The 22,402-nt window shown below is 51.7% G+C and carries 24 protein-coding genes and 1 other RNA gene; 15 read left to right on the top strand and 10 right to left on the bottom strand.

Annotated features, from left to right (window positions below; all coding sequences use genetic code 11):
* The first annotated feature begins 37 nt into the window (after positions 1 to 37).
* Positions 38 to 1,057, top strand: a complete 1,020-nt coding sequence (locus BN3277_RS20425) for an ABC transporter substrate-binding protein (RefSeq protein ID WP_059045904.1) — start codon at positions 38 to 40, stop codon at positions 1,055 to 1,057.
* A 138-nt stretch (positions 1,058 to 1,195) separates the two neighbouring features.
* Entirely contained in the window at positions 1,196 to 1,411 is a 216-nt protein-coding gene (locus BN3277_RS20420; RefSeq protein ID WP_059045902.1) for a DUF3906 family protein, read from the top strand.
* Between the two features lie 45 nt (positions 1,412 to 1,456).
* On the opposite strand, the gene BN3277_RS20415 is transcribed toward BN3277_RS20420, so the two are convergent.
* The 4 genes from BN3277_RS20415 to BN3277_RS20400 form a co-directional block, all read right to left on the bottom strand.
* Positions 1,457 to 2,830 carry an MATE family efflux transporter gene (locus BN3277_RS20415; RefSeq protein ID WP_059045901.1) on the bottom strand — a complete coding sequence of 458 codons (1,374 nt, stop codon included), beginning with the start codon at positions 2,828 to 2,830 and terminating at the stop codon, positions 1,457 to 1,459.
* A 96-nt stretch (positions 2,831 to 2,926) separates the two neighbouring features.
* Positions 2,927 to 4,114 (bottom strand): putative glycoside hydrolase, encoded by a 1,188-nt coding sequence (locus tag BN3277_RS20410; RefSeq protein ID WP_059045899.1) that lies wholly within the window; start codon positions 4,112 to 4,114, stop codon positions 2,927 to 2,929.
* 178 nt (positions 4,115 to 4,292) lie between these two features.
* A complete protein-coding gene (locus BN3277_RS20405) occupies positions 4,293 to 4,487 on the bottom strand; it encodes a hypothetical protein (RefSeq protein WP_059047364.1) in 195 nt (64 codons plus the stop codon).
* A 183-nt stretch (positions 4,488 to 4,670) separates the two neighbouring features.
* Entirely contained in the window at positions 4,671 to 5,498 is an 828-nt protein-coding gene (locus BN3277_RS20400; protein ID WP_059045897.1) for a YitT family protein, read from the bottom strand.
* A gap of 277 nt (positions 5,499 to 5,775) precedes the next feature.
* Between BN3277_RS20400 and BN3277_RS20395 the strand changes: the two genes are divergently transcribed.
* The gene (locus tag BN3277_RS20395) at positions 5,776 to 7,353 is read left to right on the top strand and encodes a degradosome RNA helicase CshA (protein ID WP_059045895.1); all 1,578 of its coding nucleotides are present in this window, start codon (positions 5,776 to 5,778) and stop codon (positions 7,351 to 7,353) included.
* A 62-nt stretch (positions 7,354 to 7,415) separates the two neighbouring features.
* On the opposite strand, the gene BN3277_RS25200 is transcribed toward BN3277_RS20395, so the two are convergent.
* Positions 7,416 to 7,517: a sporulation protein YjcZ gene (locus BN3277_RS25200; protein WP_082691542.1), complete on the bottom strand. Its 102-nt coding sequence runs from the start codon at positions 7,515 to 7,517 to the stop codon at positions 7,416 to 7,418.
* A gap of 187 nt (positions 7,518 to 7,704) precedes the next feature.
* Between BN3277_RS25200 and BN3277_RS20390 the strand changes: the two genes are divergently transcribed.
* The 3 genes from BN3277_RS20390 to BN3277_RS20385 all read left to right on the top strand — a co-directional run bounded on the left by BN3277_RS20390 (position 7,705) and on the right by BN3277_RS20385 (position 9,349).
* Entirely contained in the window at positions 7,705 to 8,511 is an 807-nt protein-coding gene (locus tag BN3277_RS20390; RefSeq protein ID WP_059045893.1) for a YesL family protein, read from the top strand.
* A 74-nt stretch (positions 8,512 to 8,585) separates the two neighbouring features.
* Positions 8,586 to 8,775, top strand: a non-coding RNA gene (gene ssrS / locus BN3277_RS25195) — 6S RNA.
* Positions 8,776 to 8,950: 175 nt separating this feature from the next.
* Positions 8,951 to 9,349, top strand: a complete 399-nt coding sequence (locus BN3277_RS20385) for a DUF1499 domain-containing protein (protein ID WP_059045891.1) — start codon at positions 8,951 to 8,953, stop codon at positions 9,347 to 9,349.
* An 82-nt stretch (positions 9,350 to 9,431) separates the two neighbouring features.
* Here the strand turns inward: BN3277_RS20385 and tpx are convergent, their stop codons facing one another.
* Entirely contained in the window at positions 9,432 to 9,953 is a 522-nt protein-coding gene (gene tpx / locus BN3277_RS20380; RefSeq protein ID WP_059045890.1) for a thiol peroxidase, read from the bottom strand.
* Between the two features lie 105 nt (positions 9,954 to 10,058).
* Here tpx and BN3277_RS20375 point away from each other — a divergent pair, with 105 nt between their 5' ends.
* Together BN3277_RS20375 and BN3277_RS20370 are read left to right on the top strand one after the other, a co-directional pair.
* Complete coding sequence (locus BN3277_RS20375; protein ID WP_059045888.1) at positions 10,059 to 10,673, top strand: rhomboid family intramembrane serine protease; 615 nt, start codon at positions 10,059 to 10,061, stop codon at positions 10,671 to 10,673.
* A 95-nt stretch (positions 10,674 to 10,768) separates the two neighbouring features.
* Positions 10,769 to 11,680, top strand: coding sequence for a glutamate biosynthesis transcriptional regulator GltC (locus tag BN3277_RS20370; protein WP_059045886.1), 912 nt, complete (start codon positions 10,769 to 10,771; stop codon positions 11,678 to 11,680).
* Positions 11,681 to 11,776: 96 nt separating this feature from the next.
* Here BN3277_RS20370 and BN3277_RS20365 read toward each other — a convergent pair whose 3' ends face one another.
* Positions 11,777 to 12,457, bottom strand: coding sequence for a zinc metallopeptidase (locus BN3277_RS20365; protein ID WP_059045884.1), 681 nt, complete (start codon positions 12,455 to 12,457; stop codon positions 11,777 to 11,779).
* Positions 12,458 to 12,520: 63 nt separating this feature from the next.
* Positions 12,521 to 12,988 carry a MerR family transcriptional regulator gene (locus BN3277_RS20360; protein ID WP_232436479.1) on the bottom strand — a complete coding sequence of 156 codons (468 nt, stop codon included), beginning with the start codon at positions 12,986 to 12,988 and terminating at the stop codon, positions 12,521 to 12,523.
* 250 nt (positions 12,989 to 13,238) lie between these two features.
* Here BN3277_RS20360 and BN3277_RS20355 point away from each other — a divergent pair, with 250 nt between their 5' ends.
* The 3 genes from BN3277_RS20355 to BN3277_RS20345 are packed head-to-tail and all read left to right on the top strand — an operon-like array spanning position 13,239 to position 16,520.
* Positions 13,239 to 14,639 carry an ammonium transporter gene (locus BN3277_RS20355; protein ID WP_059045882.1) on the top strand — a complete coding sequence of 467 codons (1,401 nt, stop codon included), beginning with the start codon at positions 13,239 to 13,241 and terminating at the stop codon, positions 14,637 to 14,639.
* Between the two features lie 55 nt (positions 14,640 to 14,694).
* Complete coding sequence (locus BN3277_RS20350) at positions 14,695 to 15,786, top strand: DUF294 nucleotidyltransferase-like domain-containing protein (protein WP_059045881.1); 1,092 nt, start codon at positions 14,695 to 14,697, stop codon at positions 15,784 to 15,786.
* The gene (locus BN3277_RS20345; protein WP_059045880.1) at positions 15,783 to 16,520 is read left to right on the top strand and encodes an exonuclease domain-containing protein; all 738 of its coding nucleotides are present in this window, start codon (positions 15,783 to 15,785) and stop codon (positions 16,518 to 16,520) included. The genes BN3277_RS20350 and BN3277_RS20345 overlap by 4 nt, the downstream gene beginning before the upstream one ends.
* 23 nt (positions 16,521 to 16,543) lie before the next feature.
* Here BN3277_RS20345 and BN3277_RS20340 read toward each other — a convergent pair whose 3' ends face one another.
* Complete coding sequence (locus tag BN3277_RS20340) at positions 16,544 to 16,999, bottom strand: M67 family metallopeptidase (protein ID WP_059045878.1); 456 nt, start codon at positions 16,997 to 16,999, stop codon at positions 16,544 to 16,546.
* A gap of 136 nt (positions 17,000 to 17,135) precedes the next feature.
* Here BN3277_RS20340 and BN3277_RS20335 point away from each other — a divergent pair, with 136 nt between their 5' ends.
* A complete protein-coding gene (locus BN3277_RS20335) occupies positions 17,136 to 17,714 on the top strand; it encodes a TlpA family protein disulfide reductase (protein ID WP_059045876.1) in 579 nt (192 codons plus the stop codon).
* 78 nt (positions 17,715 to 17,792) lie between these two features.
* Here BN3277_RS20335 and cimA read toward each other — a convergent pair whose 3' ends face one another.
* Positions 17,793 to 19,412 carry a citramalate synthase gene (gene cimA, locus BN3277_RS20330; protein ID WP_059045874.1) on the bottom strand — a complete coding sequence of 540 codons (1,620 nt, stop codon included), beginning with the start codon at positions 19,410 to 19,412 and terminating at the stop codon, positions 17,793 to 17,795.
* A gap of 197 nt (positions 19,413 to 19,609) precedes the next feature.
* On the opposite strand from cimA, the gene BN3277_RS20325 reads away from it, so the two are divergent.
* From BN3277_RS20325 to BN3277_RS20315, 3 genes are all read left to right on the top strand, one after another.
* A complete protein-coding gene (locus BN3277_RS20325; protein ID WP_059047360.1) occupies positions 19,610 to 20,923 on the top strand; it encodes a DNA polymerase IV in 1,314 nt (437 codons plus the stop codon).
* Positions 20,924 to 21,045: 122 nt separating this feature from the next.
* Positions 21,046 to 21,288: a ferredoxin gene (locus BN3277_RS20320; protein WP_059045872.1), complete on the top strand. Its 243-nt coding sequence runs from the start codon at positions 21,046 to 21,048 to the stop codon at positions 21,286 to 21,288.
* 149 nt (positions 21,289 to 21,437) lie between these two features.
* On the top strand, positions 21,438 to 22,178 hold the full coding sequence (locus BN3277_RS20315; protein WP_059045870.1) for a Bax inhibitor-1/YccA family protein: 741 nt from the start codon (positions 21,438 to 21,440) through the stop codon (positions 22,176 to 22,178).
* Positions 22,179 to 22,402 lie beyond the last annotated feature (224 nt).

The raw sequence follows: 22,402 nt of genomic DNA, 5'->3' as shown, positions 1-22,402 counted from the left end.
TGATCAAACACTCTAAATCAAAGGTCGGTGTACAAAAATGCTCAAATCATGGAGAAGATCTTCATCGCTGCTGGCAGCCCTACTATTTGCCGTAGCCTTGCTGTCAGGTTGCATCGATGGCAGGGTTGGGGCGACGGGAGAAGAAGATAAGGTGCTTCAATATAACTCGGCACCGGGCAGCGTATCATTCCCGGAGTTGGCTGAGGATCTTGGCTATTTGGGAGAGGTGAAGCTGGAGTCGATCGGCAGCACCACTGGGGGACCGGAGAGTATTCAATTGACGGCGACCAAGCAAACGGATTTTGGTTCCGCCTTTAACGGGGCCATCATTAAATCAGTGGCGCAGAACGTAAAGATCAAGTCCGTAATCGGCTCGTACGGCAGCGATAAACATACGTATATCGGCGCTTATGTGTTGGAGGGCAGCCCGATCCAGACGGCCAAAGATTTTATCGGCAAAAAGGTGGGAGTGAATACGTTAGGCGCGCATTTGGAGTTTATGACCAAGGATTATTTACGTGCAGGCGGATTAACCGACAAGGAAATCAGTCAAGTTACCCTCGTTACCGTACCATCTGGAAACGCGGAGCAAATCTTGCGCAGTGGGCAGATCGACGCCGTCCTATTAAGCGGCGTGGCAAGAGACCGAGCATTGGAAAAAGGCGGCCTCATCGAATTATTTAAGGATATCGACATTTATCAGACGGAATTTACGGCGGGGGACTATTTTTTCGCTGAGGAGTACATCAAGAACAACCCGAACACGGTAAGGCAATTCGTCGAAGGCGTAGCCAAAGCGATCGAATGGGAACGCACCACACCGCGGGAAGAAGTGATTCAACGGATGGAAAGCATTGTAGACAAGAGAGACGGCAAAGATGCGGCCCTTAATCTGAAGTACTGGAAGAGTACGGGGATAGCGACAGAGGGGGGAGTGATTGAGCCGGAGGAGTATCAACGGTGGATCGACTGGCTGGTTCAGAGCGGTGATCTAAAAGAGGGGCAAGTGAAGCCGGAGGATCTGTATACGAACGAATTTAATCCTTATGCGCGTTAACCGTCAAGGATGAAAGGCAGCTAAACCCGGATCACAGGGGGAGGTTGCCTTTTCTCTGTTGGCATCAAGGTAAAGGCGTTCAGCGACACGGGATTTTGCTATAATAAGTTGAACTACGGGATCAGAGGAGGAACTCGCATGTACCTGTATCGTTTGGAGGCCGACACCTCCGCCGGTCCGTTCGTGATCGTTATCGCCGCCGAAGGAGAGGAGCAGGCGTTTGCTGCGGCTGAGGAACATTTGCAGCGGCAGGTGTTGCCCGCACCCGCGGTTAAGGAGCTGACGATCGTGGAGAAGAAGCGGATTGTCCCCGGGGCGGGGTACGTGGTTGCTATCGGCAGTGAGCTAAGCTAAAAAGAAGAAGCCCGTGACCCCTCCCGGCCACGGGCTTCGCTATGGTTACGGCGCGTTCGCCGGAAGGACTTGGCGGCTACCCAGGCGGCGCTGAATCACAACCAGGCGATACAGCAACAAGACGGCGGCGACGGCCAGGCCGGTAATCAGCCCAACCCAATAGCCGTAAGGGCCTTGCGGCGTGTAGTTGGCCAAGGCGAACCCCAGCGGCAGCCCGATGATCCAATAGGCCAACAGGGAGATCCAGAAGCCGGGGCTCACGTCTTTATACCCGCGCAGCACGCCTTGCGTTGGCGTCGCGATGGCATCGGACATCTGAAAGAAGATTGCGAACACCAGAAAATGCTTGATCAACGCGACCACCTCGGGTTCGCTTGAATAAAGCTGCGCAACGCCCTGGCGGAACACCATCAGCAGAACGGCGGTCACCAAAGCCAGGACCGCAGCGGTTCCGATGCCTAGGGCTGCGTATTGCCGGGCATCCTTCAGCCGGGAAGCGCCCGTCTCGAAACCGACGAGGATCGTCAGCGCCAAGCAGATGCTCAGCGGGATCATATAAAGCGTTGAAGCGAAATTGTTCGCCGCTTGGTGAGCGGCGATCGTCAGCGTGTCGAATCGGCTCATCAGCAGCGTCACGGCGGCGAAGACCGCCGTTTCGAAGAAGATGGCGAAGCCGATCGGCACGCCCAGATTCATCAGCTCGCGCCATTTGACCAGCGAGATGCGGTGCAGCTTGCGGAACACGCCATACGAGGCGAACGGTTCTTGCCGATGCACGATCCACAAGGCGATCAGAAAGATGCACCAGTACGTAAAAGCCGTAGCGATCCCGGAACCGATACCGCCGAGACGAGGGAAGCCGCCGCGTCCAAAAATAAGCAGGTACCCGGCCCCTACGTTTAACGGGAGTGAGATCAGCGTGATCATCATGGAAATTCGCGTTTGCCCCAATGCATCGATAAATGAGCGCAGCACGATATATCCAAACAAAGGGACAATTCCCGTGGAAATCGCCACCAGGAAATATAACGCAACATGATGGACCTTGGGCTCCAGATTCATCGTATTTAGCAGAGGAGAGACCGATAACGCGCCGGCGAGCAGCACGACCAGACTCACGGCAATCGACAACCAGATGGCCTGGATGACGTGATAGCCCACTTTATTTTTCTGGCCAGCGCCAACCAATTGCGAAACGATCGGCGTAATGCCCATCAGAATGCCGCTGAGTCCGGTCTGCACCGGAATCCACAGGCTTGAACCGATCGCTGTGCCCGCCAGGTCGGCTGGGCTGGCATGACCGGACATCATCGTATCGAAGAATGTCATCAAAGACATCGTCACCTGGGTGACCAGGATCGGGATCAAAATGCGTAAAAATTGTCCGTACTTTTGCTTTAACGTATAGGTCTGATTCATATGCGAACTTAACTCCGATCATCAAAGGGTAACTTTACGTATAAGCCAAACCAAACCCGGGCGGAAGGCCCGGGTTTGATCAGCGGTGTAGCTTTATTATTCATAATCGACGTCAGAAGTATAACGGTTGGTAGCGTTCCACAGTAGAAACTCATCCACGTTCATTTCCTTCAGCGCCCGAATTTGTTCTTCCACTTCGTGCTTGCCGTATTTAATATAGTGACCGCTTCCCAGCCAACTGGCGGTGAAGTCTTGAATCCACGGCCGAATGATCGGCTGCGTATCGCCTAGTTCCGAGAGCTTGGTTTGCGTATCCTTCACCGCACCCTTGATCGTCTGGTACGGGGCTTTATCGGGATCTTTGGCGTTAAACCAACCGGTGGTGTAATGGCTTGGATAGATCATCGGACAAATGACGTCGACGTTATCGGAGATCTTCACGAAGTCCTGACCAATCCCTTCGGCAGCAGGAACTGATGCCGCATATCCAAAAATATCTACGGAAACCCGGATGCCTAACGGCTCCAGCTCATCCTTGGCATATTTGACAAAGGAGGAGACAGCGTCGACGCGGCTCATCTCATTTTTCGTATAGTTCAGACTGTCTGCCCGTTTCTCGAAACCTTCCGGGAATCGCACGTAGTCGAATTGGATTTCCTTAAAGCCAAGTTTGGCCGCTTCCTTGGCAATGGCGATATTATAATCCCAGACCTCTTTGCTGTAGGGATTCACGAAGCTGTCTCCCTTGCCGTTGCTCCACACGGATCCGTCCTTGTGGCGGAACGAGAGCTCCGGATGCTTCTTGGCCAGAATCGTATCCTTAAACACCACGATCCGGGCAATCGGATAAATATCATGCTTCTCCAAACGGGCCATTAACGCGTTGATGTCGCGAATGAACGGTTGCGGTTTGCCCCATTCCTTCAGCTCGGGATTATCCGTCTTGTAGGTGATATATCCCAGATCATCCTTGATGTCGATAACCATCGCATTCAGTTCGGTCTTGTCGACAAGATCGACCAACTGCTCCATCCGGGATCCCCCGGCGCTATAAGCTGTGACATAAATGCCTTTGACTTTGGGGGCATCGACCTGCGGATCTACCTTCAACTCTGAAGGTTTGATAGGATTTTCCAGGCGTCCTTCCGCTAGATTCACCGAGAAGGTGTGAGCCACCGAGGCCATCATGGAGTTCGCCGGCTCGTTCCCCGCGGCTTGCTCCTGCGGCGCAGCTCCGCTGCCCGTACTCAAGGCCAGAAGTAGTAGTGTCCAGATGATGTTCATGATATCTCTCCCTTGTTTGCACTCGCCACTTATTATATCGGAAGAACGGCCCTCAGAAGGAACAGGAATGTCACAATTGGTAAAAAGTTTCAGAGTTTCATAGAAAAATGCACAAAAAAGTCGTTTCCTTTGCCGGGGCAAAAGAAACGACTTCGTCCTGCTTGAAAGCGTTACATATTTAATGAAGAAACGCTGAGTTTTGATGCTCGCAGATGCTGAATTGAATAATCTCCAGCGCGTCCTGCGGTTCCAAGATGGTCAGGCCATCCCGGAGGAGGATCGTCGAATTCAGTTCCCTTTGGTTCAGAAATGGCAGCATATCCGGGAACCACTTCTTCACGATCTGTTCCAGTTTTACCGTTTCCATTTCCATTTCCACATCCATCACCCTTTCCTTTCAGATTTATTCACTGCGGAATCAATCCTAAATCGGAAAAGCAAAAAGCCTGTGAAATACGGGGTAAAGCTGAACCCTATAAAGTTATATAGGAACCGCTGTGATTATTATAACAAAGAAGCAGCCGTTTGAAAACGGCCGCTTCTTTCAAGAAAACGCTTAACGACGGCGAAATGAGCCCATAACTCCCACCGTTTCCACAATATTGACGAACGCACTGGGGTCGGTTTGCTTAATGATCTCCCGCAGTTCCGCTAGTTCATACCGGGTCGTGACGGTCATCAACATATCTTTTTCCTTGTGAGAAAAAGCGCCTTGGGTTTTGATCAACGTCACCCCGCGGGGCAGCGTCAGCAGCCGTTCGAGCATCGCTTCCGTGTGGTTGGTGATAATAAATAACGTCACTTTGATGTGGCTGATATGGATCAGGTCAACGACTTTGCCGGTAATGTAGATCGATACCATCGAAGCCAAAGCGAGATCCCAATTCCCTTCGAGATACCCCATTGCCAATATGACGATGCCGTTCATTCCGACGATCACATTGCCGACCGGGAAGTCGCGGAAGCGGGTTACGATCGAACCCACGATGTCGAAGCCGCCGGACGATCCGCCGACGCGGAACGAGATGCCGCTGCCGATGCCGACCAGCACGCCGCCAAATACCGCGGAGAGCAGGGTATCCGACGACAGCAGCTTGTCCGGGGTTGGGATCAGGACGATCAACCAGGTCGTGGCGGCGACCGACAGGATGCTTAATCCGATAAACCGTCTCCCCAGCAAAAATAGGCCGGCGATCAACAACGGCACGTTATAAGCTAAGTACATCGTACTGATGCTCAGTGGAGAGAAGTAGGCGGTTAGCATCGCCAAACCCGAAACTCCGCCGCTGAGCAAATGGAGCGGCACGAGGAACAGATTGAAACCCGCGGCGATCATCGCTGCCCCGAGTACAATAACTACGGCATTTCTGATTTCCTTCAACAAAATTTTCACCTCACGAAAATAAAGGAAGTATCCCAACCTGCTTGCTGGTATTCCATTTAGGTTTTGTGCTATAATGTTTGAGATATTCTTGAGTAGGTACTCTTTTCCATTTTTCATGCTAGACCTATGTAAAATTTACAGGCAGATTGGACAGCCTATAAACGTTTGAAGCGAGAGTCCAAGGTCAGTTTTGAGCGTGATCAAAACAGGACTAAACGCTACTTAAGAATACCGTTAAGCCGGTGGAATGTCCACTATATAGAAGGAGTATGATACATTGAACACATTTGCAGATTTCGGCCTAGAGCCTAAAGTATTGCAAGCTATTACGGAACTTGGATTTGAAGAAGCAACGCCGATTCAGGCTAAATCGATTCCGATCGCGATGACAGGACGCGATATGATCGGGCAAGCCCAGACCGGGACCGGGAAGACCGCAGCCTTCGGTCTGCCGCTCATCAACAAAATCCCCAAGGAAGAAGATCGCATCGTTGCGTTGATTATGACCCCAACCCGGGAGTTGGCCATTCAGGTCGCCGAAGAAATCGGTAAGCTCTCGCGCTTTAAAGGCACACGTTCTCTTCCCATTTACGGCGGACAAGACATCGTACGCCAAATTCGCGCATTAAAGAAGAAGCCTCAGATTATTATCGGTACGCCGGGCCGTTTACTTGACCACATTAACCGGAAAACGATCAAGCTTGACGATGTGCAAACCGTCGTACTCGATGAAGCGGATGAAATGCTCGACATGGGCTTTATGGACGACATTCAGTCGATCCTGAAGCTGGTTCCAGAAGCACGTCAAACGATGTTGTTCTCCGCAACGATGCCGGCGAATATCCAGAAGCTGGCTCAGCAGTTCCTGAAAGATCCGGAGCATGTGTCCGTGATTCCTAAACAAGTCAGCGCGCCGTTGATTGACCAAGCTTATATCGAGGTGCATGAACGTCAAAAATTCGACGCTTTGACTCGTTTGCTGGACATGGAGTCCCCCGAGCTGGCCATCGTATTCGGCCGGACGAAACGCCGGGTTGACGAATTGTCCGAAGCTCTGCAGAAGCAAGGTTATTCCGCCGATGGCCTGCACGGCGACTTGTCGCAGAACCAGCGCGATAACGTGATGCGCAAATTCCGTGACGGCAGCATCGACGTTCTGGTTGCCACTGACGTGGCCGCACGTGGTTTGGACGTCTCCGGCGTTACCCACGTCGTGAACTTCGACCTGCCGCAGGATCCGGAAAGCTATGTACACCGGATCGGCCGTACCGGTCGTGCCGGCAAAGAAGGGGCGGCCTGGTCCTTCGTGACGCCGCGTGAGATCGATCATTTGCGCTTTATCGAGCGGATTACGCGCCATAAGATCGCCCGCAAGCCGCTGCCAAGCATCGCTGAAGCGATCGAAGGCAAGCAACGCATCATTGCGGAACGCTTGATCGAACTCGTAGAGAACGGGGAGCTGAACGAAAACAAAGGCATTGCGATCCAATTGCTGGAACAATACGATTCGGTGAACCTGCTGGCAGCTGCATTTAAGCTGATCACCGGCGATAAGAATGAGAAGACTAACGTCGAGCTCACACCGGAAGAGCCGATTCGCGTGAAACGCCGCAATCCGGATATCCGTTCCAGCGGCCGGAAGCCATCGGGTTACGGCAACCGCGGCGGCGGTGGAGGTTACCGTCGCGACTCCCAAGGCGGCCGCGGGGGTTACAGCAAAGGCGGCGGGTATAACCGCGACAGCGGTCGCGATTCCTACCGTTCCTCCGACCGCAAGCCGCGCACCGGCTCGGGCGGCGGGGAGCGCAGACCGTCGAAATACAATGACAACTCCAACTCCTCGTTTGACAATTAAGACGGGGCGTTCATAGGACAAAAAAAAGAAGACGGAGGCATCTCCGTCTTCTTTGTTGTTCATTACAGAAGGATCGTACGGCTCACGATAACGAGCAGAATGAACAATACCAGAATCGTACCCGTAGAGGTCCAGAAACCTCCGCCATATCCTACACCGGACATGTGATAACCTCCTTTGATGATGTTGATGTTTTGAAGTTACGGTATATACTATGGCACAGAGGCCCTCTAAGATTAGACGCTTACCCATGGCGGCGCAAATTAGGCGCTGGAACGAGCTGGACGAATCATGTATAGTTAATATAGGCAGAGCTATTGCACTATACAATGCTTGAGAGGGGAACTTTACTTGGAATACAAAGGTTTTATGGGCGGATTTTATAGAATCACCGAATGGATTATGCGGATCGCCGGCAGCAATCTGTTGTGGCTGTTGTGCTCATCGCCCTTTATGATCGTGTTGGCGATGAAGCTGCTGTTGGTGCTGCAATCGCCGACGCCTCAGCCGGAGACGCTGACGATTTGGGTTATGGGCATTTTGGCACCGTTTACACTGTTTCCAGCAACGGCCGCTTTATTTTCTGTGACCCGGAAATGGGTGATGGGTGAAAGTGACTTGAGTATCATTAAAGTCTATTTCAAAGGATACAAGGAAAACTACAAGCAGAGTATGATCGGCGGCATTTTCTATACGCTTCTGTTCGCGATTATGTATGTCGATTATGAAGTCTACATGAATCAAATGAACAACCTGCAGATGATCGGCATGATTATGCTGTTCTTCCTGTTAATCCTGTTCCTGTCTTTGTTTAACTTCTTCTCGCTGGTATCCCATTACCATCTGGGTGCGGTGCAGCTGATTAAGAATGCGATCCTGTTTACGATTCTTCGGCCGTTCCGGACTTTATCCACGTTGATTTGCGCCGGCGTACTTGGATTTCTAACCCTGCGCTTTGGCTGGCTGATTTTCTTCGGGTTCGGGAGCTTAACCGCTTTCGTTGCGTTCTACAACTTCTACATCGCTTATAACAAAATCCAGGAGAAGGTCGAGCGGATGCGTCAAGCCGATGATTCGACTAGTGTCAGCAGCACCGAACAGGACGACGAGGATATGGCCCTTGATTTGCCAACGAGCGAGGAGAAAGAGAAGGATTGATTAACAACATTATTTTCCAGCATTTTCCTTGCCCGCTGAGTTTACATTTGCTTAACAAAGCCGTATAATAGGTTTACGTCCTGCGATGTACGTTTCGGTTTCAGTTATTTTGAACCAATGACGGTTATCTCGGGAGACCTACATTGCGCCGCCGCTGAAAGGCCCTATCCATTGGATGTGGGGACTTCAAACTCGTCGCTGCGGTCACCCACCTGCGGGTGCAGGTTCGAGATAATGTAATCGGACGGCATAGGCGGGTCTATGATTTAGCATGTGAACGGCACCTTGTTCTCTTTTCGTCACAGAAAAGGGGCAAGGTGCTTTTTTGTTTGCTTCAAAATGCACAAGCTCGCTTTTGTTTGTCTGCCAAGAATGTTAAACTAAGAATTAAGAAAACGCATACCCAATTGGGGTCAGGATCGTGAAGGAGGAAGGACAGTTGTCATTTAAAAGAACGTTAACCGGCATTTTCCGCAGTCAGGAAGGAACCAGCGACCGTGCGAAGTTGCCCGAACTCAAAACCAGATATTATCAATTATCCAAAGAGAAATGCTGGGAGGAGGTCTCCTCGACCTTGAAGAAAATCCCAGGTTATAAGGTGCTGCATGAAGTACCGTCCGTCGGGGAGATTACGCTGGAGAAGCGGACCAGCCTTGGTCGGGTTATGGACATTACCGTATCGATCGTGTCCACTGGCCCGGTTCGGAGCGCAATTGATATTTATTCGGCCACGCGCGGATCGATGGGGGACCTTGGCGCGAATTACCGCAACATCCTGCAACTCTTCGCTGTCCTGGACAAGAAGCTGGCGGCCCATAAGGTCTCCTCAAACATGTAATTTTCGTTAAGCCACACACAACAAAAGCGAGCAGGGAGAAACCTCTCCTACTCGCTTTTCGTTTGCACCCGTAAGCCCAGGATTAAGACAACAGCGCTTTAACGGCAGCCACCGGTTTTTCGTAATCCGGATGCTCGGTCATTTCCTTCAAGACTTCAACGTATTGGATCTTGTTGTCTTTATCCACCACAAACACGGCACGCATGTCGAGCGCGAACTCTTTGATGAGTACGCCGTAGGCTTGGCCGAAAGAGTTGTCCTTGTAGTCCGACAGAGTAACAACCCGGTCGACGCCGGCAGCGCCGCACCAGCGAGCTTGGGCAAAAGGAAGATCGGCGCTGACGGTCAGTACAACCACATCTTCGCCAAGACCAGCGGCTTCCTGATTGAAACGGCGCGTTTGTGCGTCGCAGACGCCCGTATCCAGCGATGGAACCACGCTGATCAGTTTGATTTTGCCGGCATAGTCCTGCAGAGTTGCTTCTTCCAGCAGGTTTTTATTCAAGCGGAAATCCGGAGCCGTATCGCCGACCTTAAGTTCCGGGCCGATCAGCGTGAGTGGATTGCCTTTAAATGTAGCTACATTTGCGCGTTCTTGGGCCATGTTTATTTCTCCTCCTAGACAGATGGATTTATTGATTCAAAATTAATTATAATCGTTTTGAAAAGAAAATGTCCAACATAAGGAAAAAAGGGGTGGAGGATTCCGATGATTTTCATCAGATATGAAAACTGGAAAAGTTACCTGCGGTATTATCCCGTCACCTGCTTGCTTCTGGCCGCCAATATCATCATGTTTATCGTGCTTGCGGCCAACGGCGGATCGACGAACCGGATCACGCTGCTGAGATTCGGGGCTATGAGCGATATCGAGCCCTTTGCTGGAGAAAGCTGGCGGTTGTTTACGTCCATGTTTCTCCACAACGGGTTTGACCATCTGTTTTCCAACTCTTTTGCGATCCTGGTGTTTGCACCTCCGCTGGAGCGTCTGCTGGGCTGGTGGCGATATGGATTGCTTTATTTGGCCAGCGGATTGGTGGGGAATCTCATCAGTATGGGGGTTTACCAATTGAGCCCGGTACCACACATCTCCGTAGGGGCCTCAGGCGCCGTCTATGGCGTGTATGGTGCGTTTCTATACATTGCCCTGCTGCAGCGTCAACGGATGGATGAGAGCTCGCGAAAAACGCTGTACAGCCTTTTAATCATCGGGGTCATTTACTCGGTACTGGTCCCGCAGATCAACCTGGCCGCTCATCTTGGCGGACTTGTTGGCGGCTTCTTTATCTACGGGCTGATCATCCGCTTGTTAAAACGGCGTTGAACCCAGAGAATGTAAATGGTACATTAAATTTAGAGTATTAGACCATTGTAAATGTTAGATGTTCGTAGCACATGCGAAATGGAGCGATTCGATTCGTGGAATTAAGACAACTGCAGTATTTTGTGAAAGTGGCGCGAAAAGAGCACGTGACTCAGGCTGCCGAGGAGCTGCACGTCGCCCAATCGGCGGTAAGCCGGCAAATTCACCAACTCGAGCAGGAGCTTGGCGTTAATTTGTTTATGCAGAAGGGCAGGAATCTTCATCTCACCGCCGTAGGGCAGCTGTTCTGCAGCCGAGTTGAGATGATCCTGAAGGATCTCGACCGAGCCGTCAGCGAGGTGCACGAGTTTCTCGATCCGGAGCAGGGGGAAATTCGTTTAGGGTTCCCAAATAGTCTGGGCATCCATATGATTCCCAGCGTGGTGGCGGAGTTCCGCAAGCTGTATCCCAATGTGAAATTTCGTTTCCGACAAGGTACTTATCCTACATTAATTCGTGATGTCGTGTCCGGGGAAGTGGATTTAGCGTTTATTTCTCCGTTTCCGGAAAATCATGATCAGGTAACCGGCAATGTGGTGTTGACCGAGGATCTGGTGGCGATCCTTCCACCGGGTCACGCGCTGGCCGGAGAGCAAAGCATCAAGCTAAGCCAATTGAAGGACGAGAAGTTCATTTTGTTCAGCAAAGGGTACTCCCTTCGGCCGATCGTTTGGCATGCCTGCTTGGAGGCTGGATTCACGCCGAAGATCGCTTTTGAGGGCGAGGAGACCGATACCATCCGTGGTCTGGTTGCTGCTGGAATGGGTGTCAGTCTGCTGCCGGAGATGGCGCTGTTTCAGAGCTTTACGCTCCAACCGATCCGCGTGCGGATTTCCGAACCCAAGGTCACGCGTACTATCGGGCTGATTCATCGGGCCGATGAGAAGTTGCCGCTTGTAGCGCAATCGTTCCGGATGTTTTTGCTGGAATACTTTGGACTTCAGGTTGATACGCCGCCGAGTCAGTGAATTGTTATGTAAACGTTTGCGATATGGAAATGGAAAAGGCTGCACGATCCCAAGCCGTAGGGCATGGTGTCGTGCAGCCTTTATTTGTTTGCGTGATTACTCGCGGTTACTTGTGAAAATCAGAATGTAGCGCAGCAGCTCCAAAATGGAGATCAAAGCAGCAGCCACATAAGTTAATGCCGCAGCGTTTAACACTTTGCCAACGCCGCGCGATTCATTGGGCGAAATAAAGCCTTGCTCCAGCATCACCTTGCGCGCCCGGCTGCTGGCGTTAAATTCTACAGGCAGCGTGACGATCTGGAACAAGACGGCGGCCGAGAAGAAGATAATTCCGAGGCCGATCAGGTTCAGTGCGCCGAATAGGAAACCGGCCAGCAACAAGAAGGGAGCAACCCCGGATGCGAAATTCACCAATGGGAACATCCGATGGCGAATCACCAGCATCGGGTATTTTTGCTTATGCTGGATTGCGTGTCCTACTTCGTGGCAGGCTACGGCTACAGCGGAGATGGAGCTCTCGTAATACACTGGCTCTGATAAACGGACAACGCGGTGAATCGGGTCGTAATGGTCCGTTAAAGCTCCGCGCACCGGCTCGATCGGGACATCGTAAAGGCCGTTGGCGTCGAGCATGCGTCTTGCGGCGTCATGGCCGGTTAAACCGTAAAGGTTCGATACCTTCGACCATTTGTTAAAAGTGCCTTTGACCCGGAACTGCGCCCAAAGGGATAGTCCAAAGGCCAGCAGAATCGGGATCAGCATCACGTCTGAGTACATGAATCATTCCTCCATCTGATAATGTTGTCAAAGAAGTAAACAGAGGTTGATTAGAAATATAGGTTAGGAAAAAGGCCCGTGGTTCATTAATAGCCGGATCGCTTCCATGCAAGCTAAGCTTTGCGGCAGCAAATTCGCGAAGGCGCGTTTGGCCTGATTAGGCTGCAAGCTGGAAATGAGCGGCTCCAGCTCCTTCACCTCGCGTTCCAACTGCTGCATATGAAGCTCCAAGGAACTTAGCTTCACGGTCACTTGCTCTTCTGGGGTCACGCGGTTCCACTGGTCCAGCTTCGCGCGGATCTCTTCCAACGTATATTTCTCCTGTTTCATTTGATTAATACGTTCCAGCCTGGTCAAGGTTTCAGCACTGTATAAACGGTAGTTGGTCTGGGTGCGCTTCTCCGGAGAGATCAGCCCTAGCTTCGTATAATAATCGATGGTTCGCTCGCTGACATCGGCCGCTTTCGCCAATTCACCAATCCGGTACAGTTTCGTTACTCCAATTTCATCACCTCTCCCGCCAATCTCCAAAGAAATAGCTTCTATAACTATTGTATTTATCCTCATGATACTTAACAACAAGCATACAGTCAAACGTTATGCTTTATTTTTATCAGTAACTATAGGGAAGGTTACGCTAAAACCTAACATTACATGTTATTATAATTACAATTGATCGATTTTTTTTCAAAAAACTATTGTCATCCCTGGATCTTTCTCTTATAATCACATTAACAATTCATTTTGTGTAAGGAAACTTAACATTAGGGGAGTGTTAAAGATGAAGAAGAAGTGGCTTTACGGTGTACTCATTTTTCTCGCATCATTTGCTTTTCCGGTCTCGGCATTCGCAGCGGAGGGAGAGGTAACCGCTCCGGTCCTGGAGCTGGGCCTGAACTCGCTTTTCGTTTTCGTCGCAGCTATGCTGGTATTCTTTATGCAAGCGGGTTTCGCCCTGCTGGAAGCAGGTACCGTTCGGATGAAGAACGCCGGACACGTTGCCGGCAAAACCGTCCTCACCTTGGGGATCTCCGTACTTGCTTGGTGGCTGATCGGTTTTGGTTTCGCTTTTGGCGACGGCAACAGCTTCCTCGGTACAACCGGGTTCCTGTTTGGCGGTGAAGGGGATATCGGTTCCTTTAGTGTATTCGCTGAAATTGGCGTACCGTTAAATCTGATGTTCCTATTCCAAATGGCGTTTGCGGCCGTATCGTTGGCGATCGCTTGCGGCGGGATGGCAGAACGCGCTAAGCTTAGCGTCTACATTATCTTCGGTACGATTTTTATCGTCCTGATCTATCCGATCGTTGCTCACTGGGTATGGGGCGGCGGCTGGCTCGGCAATTTGGGAATGCAAGACTACGCCGGTTCGACCGTCGTTCACTTAACGGGTGCTACAGCGGCCCTTGCAGCAACCATTTTACTTAAACCTCGTCTGGGTAAATACAATAAAGATGGCAAACCAAACAACATTCCGGGTCATAACCAAGTGTTGACTGTACTCGGCGTCATCATCTTGTGGATCGGCTGGTTTGGTTTCAACCCTGGTAGTGCATTAACTCCTTTGGGCGATGGATTCTTCGGTTATGTCCTGATGACAACGAACCTGGCCGCAGCTGCCGGCGCCGTTGCCGCACTGTTGATCTCTTGGGCGGTGATGGGGAAATCGGATATTCCAAGCATGCTGAACGGCGTGTTGGCTGCTCTCGTAGCGATTACCGGTTCTTGTGCTTTCGTTGACGCTTGGGCAGCGGTTATTATCGGTGCGGTTGCCGGTATCTTGACCTTCTTTACAGCAAGATGGTTTGAACGTGCTGGAGTGGACGATCCGATCTATGCCTTCTCCGTACACGGCATCGCCGGGGTATGGGGAGCGATCTCCACGGGTCTGTTCGCAACGCCTGAGTTGGTAGAAACAACGGGTGTTGGTAAAGCGGGCTTGTTTTACGGCGGCGGCTTCGGGCAATTGGGCGTACAGCTGCTAGGCGTTATCGGAACCTTCGCCTTCGTACTGGTGTTGTCGTTCCTGGTTCTCGGAATTATGAAATGGACGATTGGTCTGCGCGTTACGGAGGAAGAAGAAACGATGGGTCTGGATATCAGTGAACATGGCACTTACGGCTATCCAGAACAAATGAACCTGTTGAACAAAAACACTTCGTCCGGCATTCCTGCGGAGTAAAAGAAGCTATTGACCCTGACATGTAGCGTCGGGAGAAGAAAGGAAGTTGGGGGCCATGAGTCATGACACGGCCATGAATAACGCAAGTTTGAATGCGATCCGGTCTGCCGCGACTCCCGCTTTGTTGAAGGCGGCTAGAATCGAAGCGCAGAATCGCTTGTACGGCGAGCTGACATCGATGCCGATTCAAGCCTGGAACCGGGAGGTCTCGGACCTGCATGATGCCGTCATGACCCAAGCTTGCCGATGCTGCGAAGAAGAAATGATCCGGGAGGGCTTCGGCCCTCCTCCTTCGCATTATGCCTTTATTGCGTTTGGAAGCGTTGGCCGGGCGGAACCCACGTTGTGGAGCGATCAGGACAACGGCTTAATCTATGGAGAAGGCGATGTAGAAGAGCTGGAAGCCTACTTTGAACCCTTTGGCCGCAAGTTGTCCGAGATTCTCGAACAGGTTGGATATCCACCGTGTCCCGGCAGCGTCATGTTATCCAATCCGTTGTGGCGCGGCAACCTCGCCTCATGGGAGAGGCAACTGCTGGAGTGGCGGGACATTTTAGCCTGGGAGCAGGTTCGGTATTTGATGATCGCCGCCGATTTGCGGCATATTTTCGGGGAAGCGTCGCTGACAGTCGCTTTGCGCAAAACGATGAAGGCCATCATGGAGGCGGATCAAGGCAGCGATCGCGACGTCGTGACGGCCATCCTGCGGAATACCGTGCGGCATAAAGCGGCGCTGAATATTTTGGGTCAAGTGATTACGGAGCAGAGCGGCGAGCATGCCGGGGATTTTGACGTCAAGTATGGATTGTACATACCGATCGTCAATGCCGTTCGTTACTTGGCGTTGCAGTACGGGGTCGAGGCTTCGTCTACCTGGGAAAGGATCTCCCAGTTGGTTCAGCTGGAGGCTGTTCCAACCCGGTGGCTGGAATCCTGTAGCCGGGCGTTTGGTACGGCGGTGAAGCTGAGGTCCCTCGTCCCGCCGGAAGTCGATAACGGTCTGCTTACGGGGACCCACTATTTACCCCAAGAGATGCTAAAACAGAAAGAGCTCCGGCGCGAGCTGCGGGAATCGCTCAGTACGGTGAAGGTCATGTACCGCACGCTTCAAAGGCAGCACCGGTATGCGGAAAGGAAATGGTTATGAAAGAACCGATGAAGGGAAACGGTGGTTTTTGGGATGCTTTTAAGGGCGGCGGAGTATCGCCAAGGATCGCCTCGATGCTTGGCGCGCCCAGCGCGCAACAAATCGCATTCGTTCGTTCTTTAACCAAAGGGCAGCGTCGACCGGAGACGCTCCATGTTCCGCTGACCGAATTGAAAACGGCAGTCTTTGATTTGGAGACGACAGGATTTCATTACCATTACGGTGATGAAATTTTGTCCTTTGGAGCCGTGAAGGTGGAAGGGGAGCGGATTAGCGAAGAGATCTATTATTCCCTCGCCAAACCGGCTTGTCAAATTCCCGAACGGATTATCGAGTTAACCGGAATAACACCCGAGATGGCCCAGTCCGCCCCGGCATTGCTGGAGGCGCTGCGCGGATTTATGGCGTTTGTTGACGATCGGGTGCTCGTTGCGCACGGCAGCGCGCATGACAAAGCCTTTCTGGATGTAGCGTTATGGAAAACAACCAAAGCCCATCTCGGGCACCGGGTATTAGATACGATGATGATCGCTCGCAAGCTGGAACCGGATCGCCGCATCTCGGGCGGGTTGGATGAATGGCTTGCGGTGTATGGGATTCCGATTACCCAGCGCCATCACGCCTTGGAAGACTCGAAAATGACCGCCCGCCTGTGGACGGCGTTAATCGAGCGGTTGAAGGAACAAAACGTGATTACATTAGGCGATTTGTACACTTTTTTGAGTAAAAATTAACGCGGATCGCAGGCGATTAGGACTTATTTATCTTTAAGCGCTACAGGCAACAGAGCATAACTCCCCTCATGTTGATTGATGCGATACGCTTGTATCTTGAAGCCGTCCGGTATGCCGGGCGGCTTTTCGTTTGCCGGAGCTGTCCGGCCGCCAATCAAGTAAAGGCGAATTTGGGCGGCAAAACTCGGCAACTGGCCTAGATCCACCGGGGAGGGGAGCGGAGGCGAGTTAGGGTGGGTATGATACAGACCGATCAATTGCGGATCGAAGCAACTCTTGACCCAAGCGGCAGGGTCCAACTCAAAAGCATGCAGCGGAGTCTTCGAATGATTGGCCACGGAAAGATAACGTTCGATGCGTCCGATCCGTCCTTCAAACGTTCCAAACAGCAGGCCGCAGGCTTCCAACGGGTGTCGCTGTTGTCCGTCCTGCAGCATTTCTTCCCGAACATTCGGCGGCAATATCCAGAACTGATCCATTTGGCAAGCTCCCGTCCATAATTAATAGTTCACCTTTTTCTCGATCCATTGTAACAAATCGTTAAAAAAGGGTACAATATGTACGGTAACTGTAATTTTAAAACCACTTGAAGGCATAAAAAGGACGGACACCAATATGAAACGTAATCGATGGGTACTAGCTGCGCTGTTGGTGTTGCTGGTGATCGCCTTGCTGGACCGGGGAGGGCAGGAAGGTTGGTTTGCGGGTTTCATCGGCAACTCCAAGGGGAGCGATAACGAACCTTCGCTCAGCGCTATGGCAGCGGAAGGGGCTCCAAAACCAGGAACGGCCGCACCGGCTTTTTCGTTGCCGGGACTGGATGGAAAGACCTACGAGGTCGGGGGCAAGCGCGATAAGGTGCTGTTACTGAATTTTTGGGCTTCCTGGTGCGATCCGTGCAAGGAGGAAGCGCCCGAACTGAAGGCGCTGGCTGAGAAATATCAAGATTCCCTGGATATTTATGCCGTTAATGTGACGTTATACGATAAGCTGGATGAGGCGAAGTCTTTCGTCAAAGAGTATGGCTATACGTTCCCCGTGTTGTTGGACGAGAAGGAAGAAGTCTACCGGATGTTTAACGGGATTGCTTTTCCGACGAACGTGCTGATTGACGAACAGGGAGTCATTCGGGACGTCATTGTGGGGGTCATCCCTCCTGAGGAACTGGAAGCGAAGATCAAAAACTTAATATAACGTAAAGAAGGCCTGAATGCTCCGCCAAAGCGGGGATTCAGGCCTTCTTGCATAGGGGTTCAAAATTTCAAAGTTGCTTTAGTGATTGACGAGTCCCCAGCCGGCAGAGGGGATCTCTTCATAGTCTTCGCGTTTCGTCTGCCCCAGCAGCGCGTAACTAATACTATCGACGAGCGCTTCCCAGCTCGCTTCGATCACGTTGCTTGAGACGCCGACGGTATTCCAGGAGTTATGGAAATCCTGAGACTCGATCAGAACGCGCACTTTCGAAGCGGTGGCATCCTTATCGTCAAGAACGCGCACCTTATAGTCGGACAGATGCATGTCTTTTAAGCCTGGGTAATAGGTGATCAACGCTTTGCGGAGCGCATTGTCAAGTGCATTAACCGGGCCGTTGCCTTCCGCCGCGGTGTAGATGCTGGCCCCGTCAATCTTCAGTTTGACGAACGCTTCGGAAACGACCGGCCGGTCGGCGGCTTTTTCCACCAGCATCTTAAACGATTCAAAAACGAACAGTTCCTTCAAATCGCCATTCGCTTGGCGCAACAGCAGTTCGAGGGACGCGTCCGCACCTTCGAACTGATATCCCTGATGCTCCAGATCTTTGATTTTGGCGATGACCTGTTTGGTGTTTTCGTTTTCCGGATCAAAATCGATCCCCATTTCCTGTGCTTTGGACAGGATATTGCTTTGTCCCGCTAACTCGGACACGAGCACGCGTTGACGATTGCCCACCAGTTCCGGAGCGATATGCTCATAGGTCCGCGAATCGCGGAGGATGGCGGAGACGTGAATACCACCTTTGTGAGCAAACGCTGCATTCCCGACATAAGGCTGGTTAACCGGCATATGCACGTTAGCGATCTCGCTGATGTAACGGGCGGTGTTGGTCAACTGCTTTAACCGGTCGGGTTCAAGCACATCGTACCCAAGCTTTAGCTGCAGGTTTGGGATAATCGAGCAGAGATTGGCATTGCCGCAGCGCTCGCCGTATCCGTTCATCGTCCCTTGAATTTGCGTAGCTCCGGCACGGACGGCACTCAGCGAGTTGGCGACCGCTAGCTCGCAATCATTATGGGTATGGATGCCTAGCTTTGAGCCGGGAATTGCTCCGGATAACGTGCTGACGATATCATACACTTCATGAGGCATTGTACCGCCGTTCGTATCGCACATCACCAGCCAGTCGGCGCCGGCTTCTTCCGCTTTGCGCATGACGGCTAAGGCGTACTCGGGGTTGTTCTTATACCCGTCAAAAAAATGCTCGGCGTCAAAAATGACTTCAAGCCCCTGCCGCTTCAGATAGGCAATCGAATCGAAGATCATAGCAAGGTTTTCTTCCAGGGTGGTTTGCAGAGCGGTATGCACATGGAAATCCCACGACTTTCCAACGAGGGTTGCCGCTTGAACGCCGGCTTCTATCATCCGATTGAGGTTGGCGTCATGTTCAGCCAGACTGTCCTTCCGGCGCGTGCTGCCAAAAGCCGTGATCTTTGCCTGCAACTGCAGCTCCTTGACCCGCTTGAAAAATTCAATGTCCTTCCCGTTGCTGCCCGGAATTCCACCTTCAATGTAATGGACCCCAAGGTGATCCAGCTTTCTGGCGATCTTCAGCTTGTCGTCCGCCGACAGGCTGATGCCTTCGCCTTGAGTACCGTCGCGCAAGGTTGTGTCGAAGATGGATATTGGCTTTGACATGATCGAAGTATCCCCCTTTGGTAATGTATGAGGGTGGTTAGCTCTCACCGCATGTTTTGTTTTTAATTAATAATTATAACACCTACATTTTAAATGTAACACGCTTTTTTACGAATCGGCATCGCGGATATTGACCGGCTTTCCAGGGACGGGTATGCTGAACTTAGGAGTAACGTATGATAAATGAGGGGAAGAAAGTGAGAGATACCGCTGATTTTTACCCAACTCGGGGGAGAGTCGTTTTGCACGTTGATATGAACGCTTTTTATTGCTCGGTTCATGAGGCGGAGGAGCCCGAGAAATATAGAAACCGCCCCACTGCGGTAGCTGGAAGCGTTGAGCTGCGCAAGGGCGTGATCGTCACTTGTTCATATACTGCGCGCAAAATGGGCGTGTCAACCGGGATGACCGTTAGCCAAGGCCTGAAAAAATGTCCTGAGCTCATCGTCATCCAGCCGGATTTCCACCTATACCGCAAGTACTCCCGGGCGTTCATGGACATTGCCTACGAATATACGCCGCTCCTTCAAGCCGTTTCCATCGATGAATGTTACTTGGATATCACCGGCTCCAAGCAGTTTGGCACACCGCTTGAGATTGCGAATGAGATTCAGCAGCGGATTCGCCACGAGTTGGGATTGCCTTGCTCGATTGGAGTCGCCCCAAACAAACTGCTAGCTAAGATGGCTTCGGATATGAAAAAACCCAACGGCATCACCGTCCTGCGTATACGTGATGTACCGAAGCTGCTTTGGGATAAACCGTGCAGCGACTTGTTTGGGATCGGCCGAAAGACGGCCGATAAGCTAAAGACGATGCGGATTTATACGATCGGGCAGTTGGCCGCCGCCGAGGAGCGAAGGCTGATTGAGCGTTTTGGAGTAGCGGGCTCGTGGATGAAGCGGGCAGCAAACGGGATCGACGATTCACCGGTGAGCGATGAACGCGAAAAAAATAAATCGATCGGTCACACCACCACGCTGCCCCGCGATATTAGCCGGATGGAGGATGTGCAGCGGGTGCTGTTGAACATCGCCGATCAGGTAGCGCGACGGTTGCGTCGGCAAAACCTGATGGCACAAACGATTCAGATTACGATCCGCACCCCGGACATGAAGACGATTACCCGCTCCCAAAGTCTGGATACGGTCACCGAGCAAGCGGAGGAAATTTACCGTGAGGCTTGCGTGTTATACCGCCGACATTGGAGCGAAGACAAACCGGTTCGGCTGCTTGGGATTACCCTGCAAAATCTGGTTCCCAAAGAGGAATCCGCACTGCAGCTGGATTTGTTCGATTATGAACAGCAGCCCAAAAAAGAGTCGTTAACGCGTACGATGGATATGCTAAGGGACAAGTTCGGTGAAAGTGCCGTACTAACTGCCGGCATGCTGACCGAAGATCCCTCGGCATTGATTCGCAACCACCGGATTCGCGGGACTTCCCTGCAAACGGACTTCCTTCGCGAGAACCGGGAGGATACGGATGGACCTCATTCCGTTAAGGAATGATCACGTTTTGGAATTGGAATAATACGGAAAACGCATTGAAATTGTAAACTATTTATATTATATTGGTCATGGTGATATAAATACACCGGACTCGTACCGTTTATTCAGGAGGCAGATAAGAGATGGCGAAATATACTTGGGTTGAGAAAGACACTTGCATCGCTTGTGGCGCTTGCGGCGCGACAGCACCGGATATCTACGATTATGACGATGAGGGTTTGGCCGAAGTGATTTACGGCGAAGACGGCAATCGCGGAGTGACGGAGATTCCGGAAGATTTGTTCGACGATCTCCAGGACGCTTGCGACGGCTGCCCGACGGACTCCATCAAAATTGCGGATGAGCCGTTCAATAAAGAAGGCTAATACCTTAGAATACCCGGAACAGGGAGCGCCCAACGCGATTTTGCGTGAGCGCTCTTTTTTCGTATGCGCTTTGGACTACTCTAGTTCCTTCAGAATAGAATATGATATGATAATATGAAAATAAATTTAGCAAAAAAGGTGGTTATTTCTTGATCGGTAGAAGCGGAAACCCTACTCTTCGCGATTCATCCTTTGATCGGCCGGAATCGTTCTCCGGCATGCAGCAGATGACGATTGAAGGCACGGTCAACAAAGCGTTTATCACGCTGATTATCCTGCTGGGGAGTGCGTTCAGCACATGGATGCTTTATTTTGACGGGTACAGCGTGGGCGGCATGGCCGTTGCCGGTGCAATCGTCGGCATGATTCTGGCCTTGATCGTCAGCTTCGCGCCGCGGACTTCGCCTTACCTGGTCCCTCTATACGCGATTGCGGAAGGGATGTTCCTCGGGGCGATTTCGGCAACCTACGAAACTCTGTACAATGGCATTATCCTGCAGGCAGCTCTGCTGACGATGGCTGTTTTCCTGGCGTTGCTCTTGGCCTATAAAACACGCTTGATCAAAGCGACGGAGAATTTCAAGCTGGGCGTGTTTGCAGCAACCGCCGGAGTTGCGTTGGTCTATTTGGCTAGCTTTATCCTGGGCTTCTTTGGGATCAACATCCCGTACCTGCACAGCAATGACTGGATTGGCATCGGGATTTCGTTGGTGATCGTGGTCATCGCGGCGTTGAACCTGGTGCTGGACTTCGACTTCATCGAAAGCGGCGCCGAGCGGGGAGCTCCAAAATACATGGAATGGTACGGCGCCTTTGGCCTGATGGTCACGTTGGTTTGGTTGTACCTGGAGTTGGTTCGTCTGCTGGCGAAGCTGGCAAGCCGTGACTGATTTTAATTAACTTGAGGACAGAGATAGGATCTTGGCGAGTTGAGCTGCCGGCTCGGCTTTGCGCCAGGTGATGTCTCTGTCCTTTTCCTTTTGGGGATTATCCCGATTGATCAGGGGAAAGGGTGTTGTTCATCTCTTTGGGTGATTATCCCTTTTGATCAGGATAGTAGGGGGCGGGGTACCTCTCGTGATGTGATCATCCCGTTTAATCAGGGAGGAGGTTT

The sequence above is a fragment of the Paenibacillus rubinfantis genome, from assembly GCF_001486505.1.
GTDB lineage: Bacteria > Bacillota > Bacilli > Paenibacillales > Paenibacillaceae > Fontibacillus > Fontibacillus rubinfantis.
Note: the sequence above shows the minus strand (reverse complement) of the source record. Positions and strands in the feature narration are given on the sequence as shown.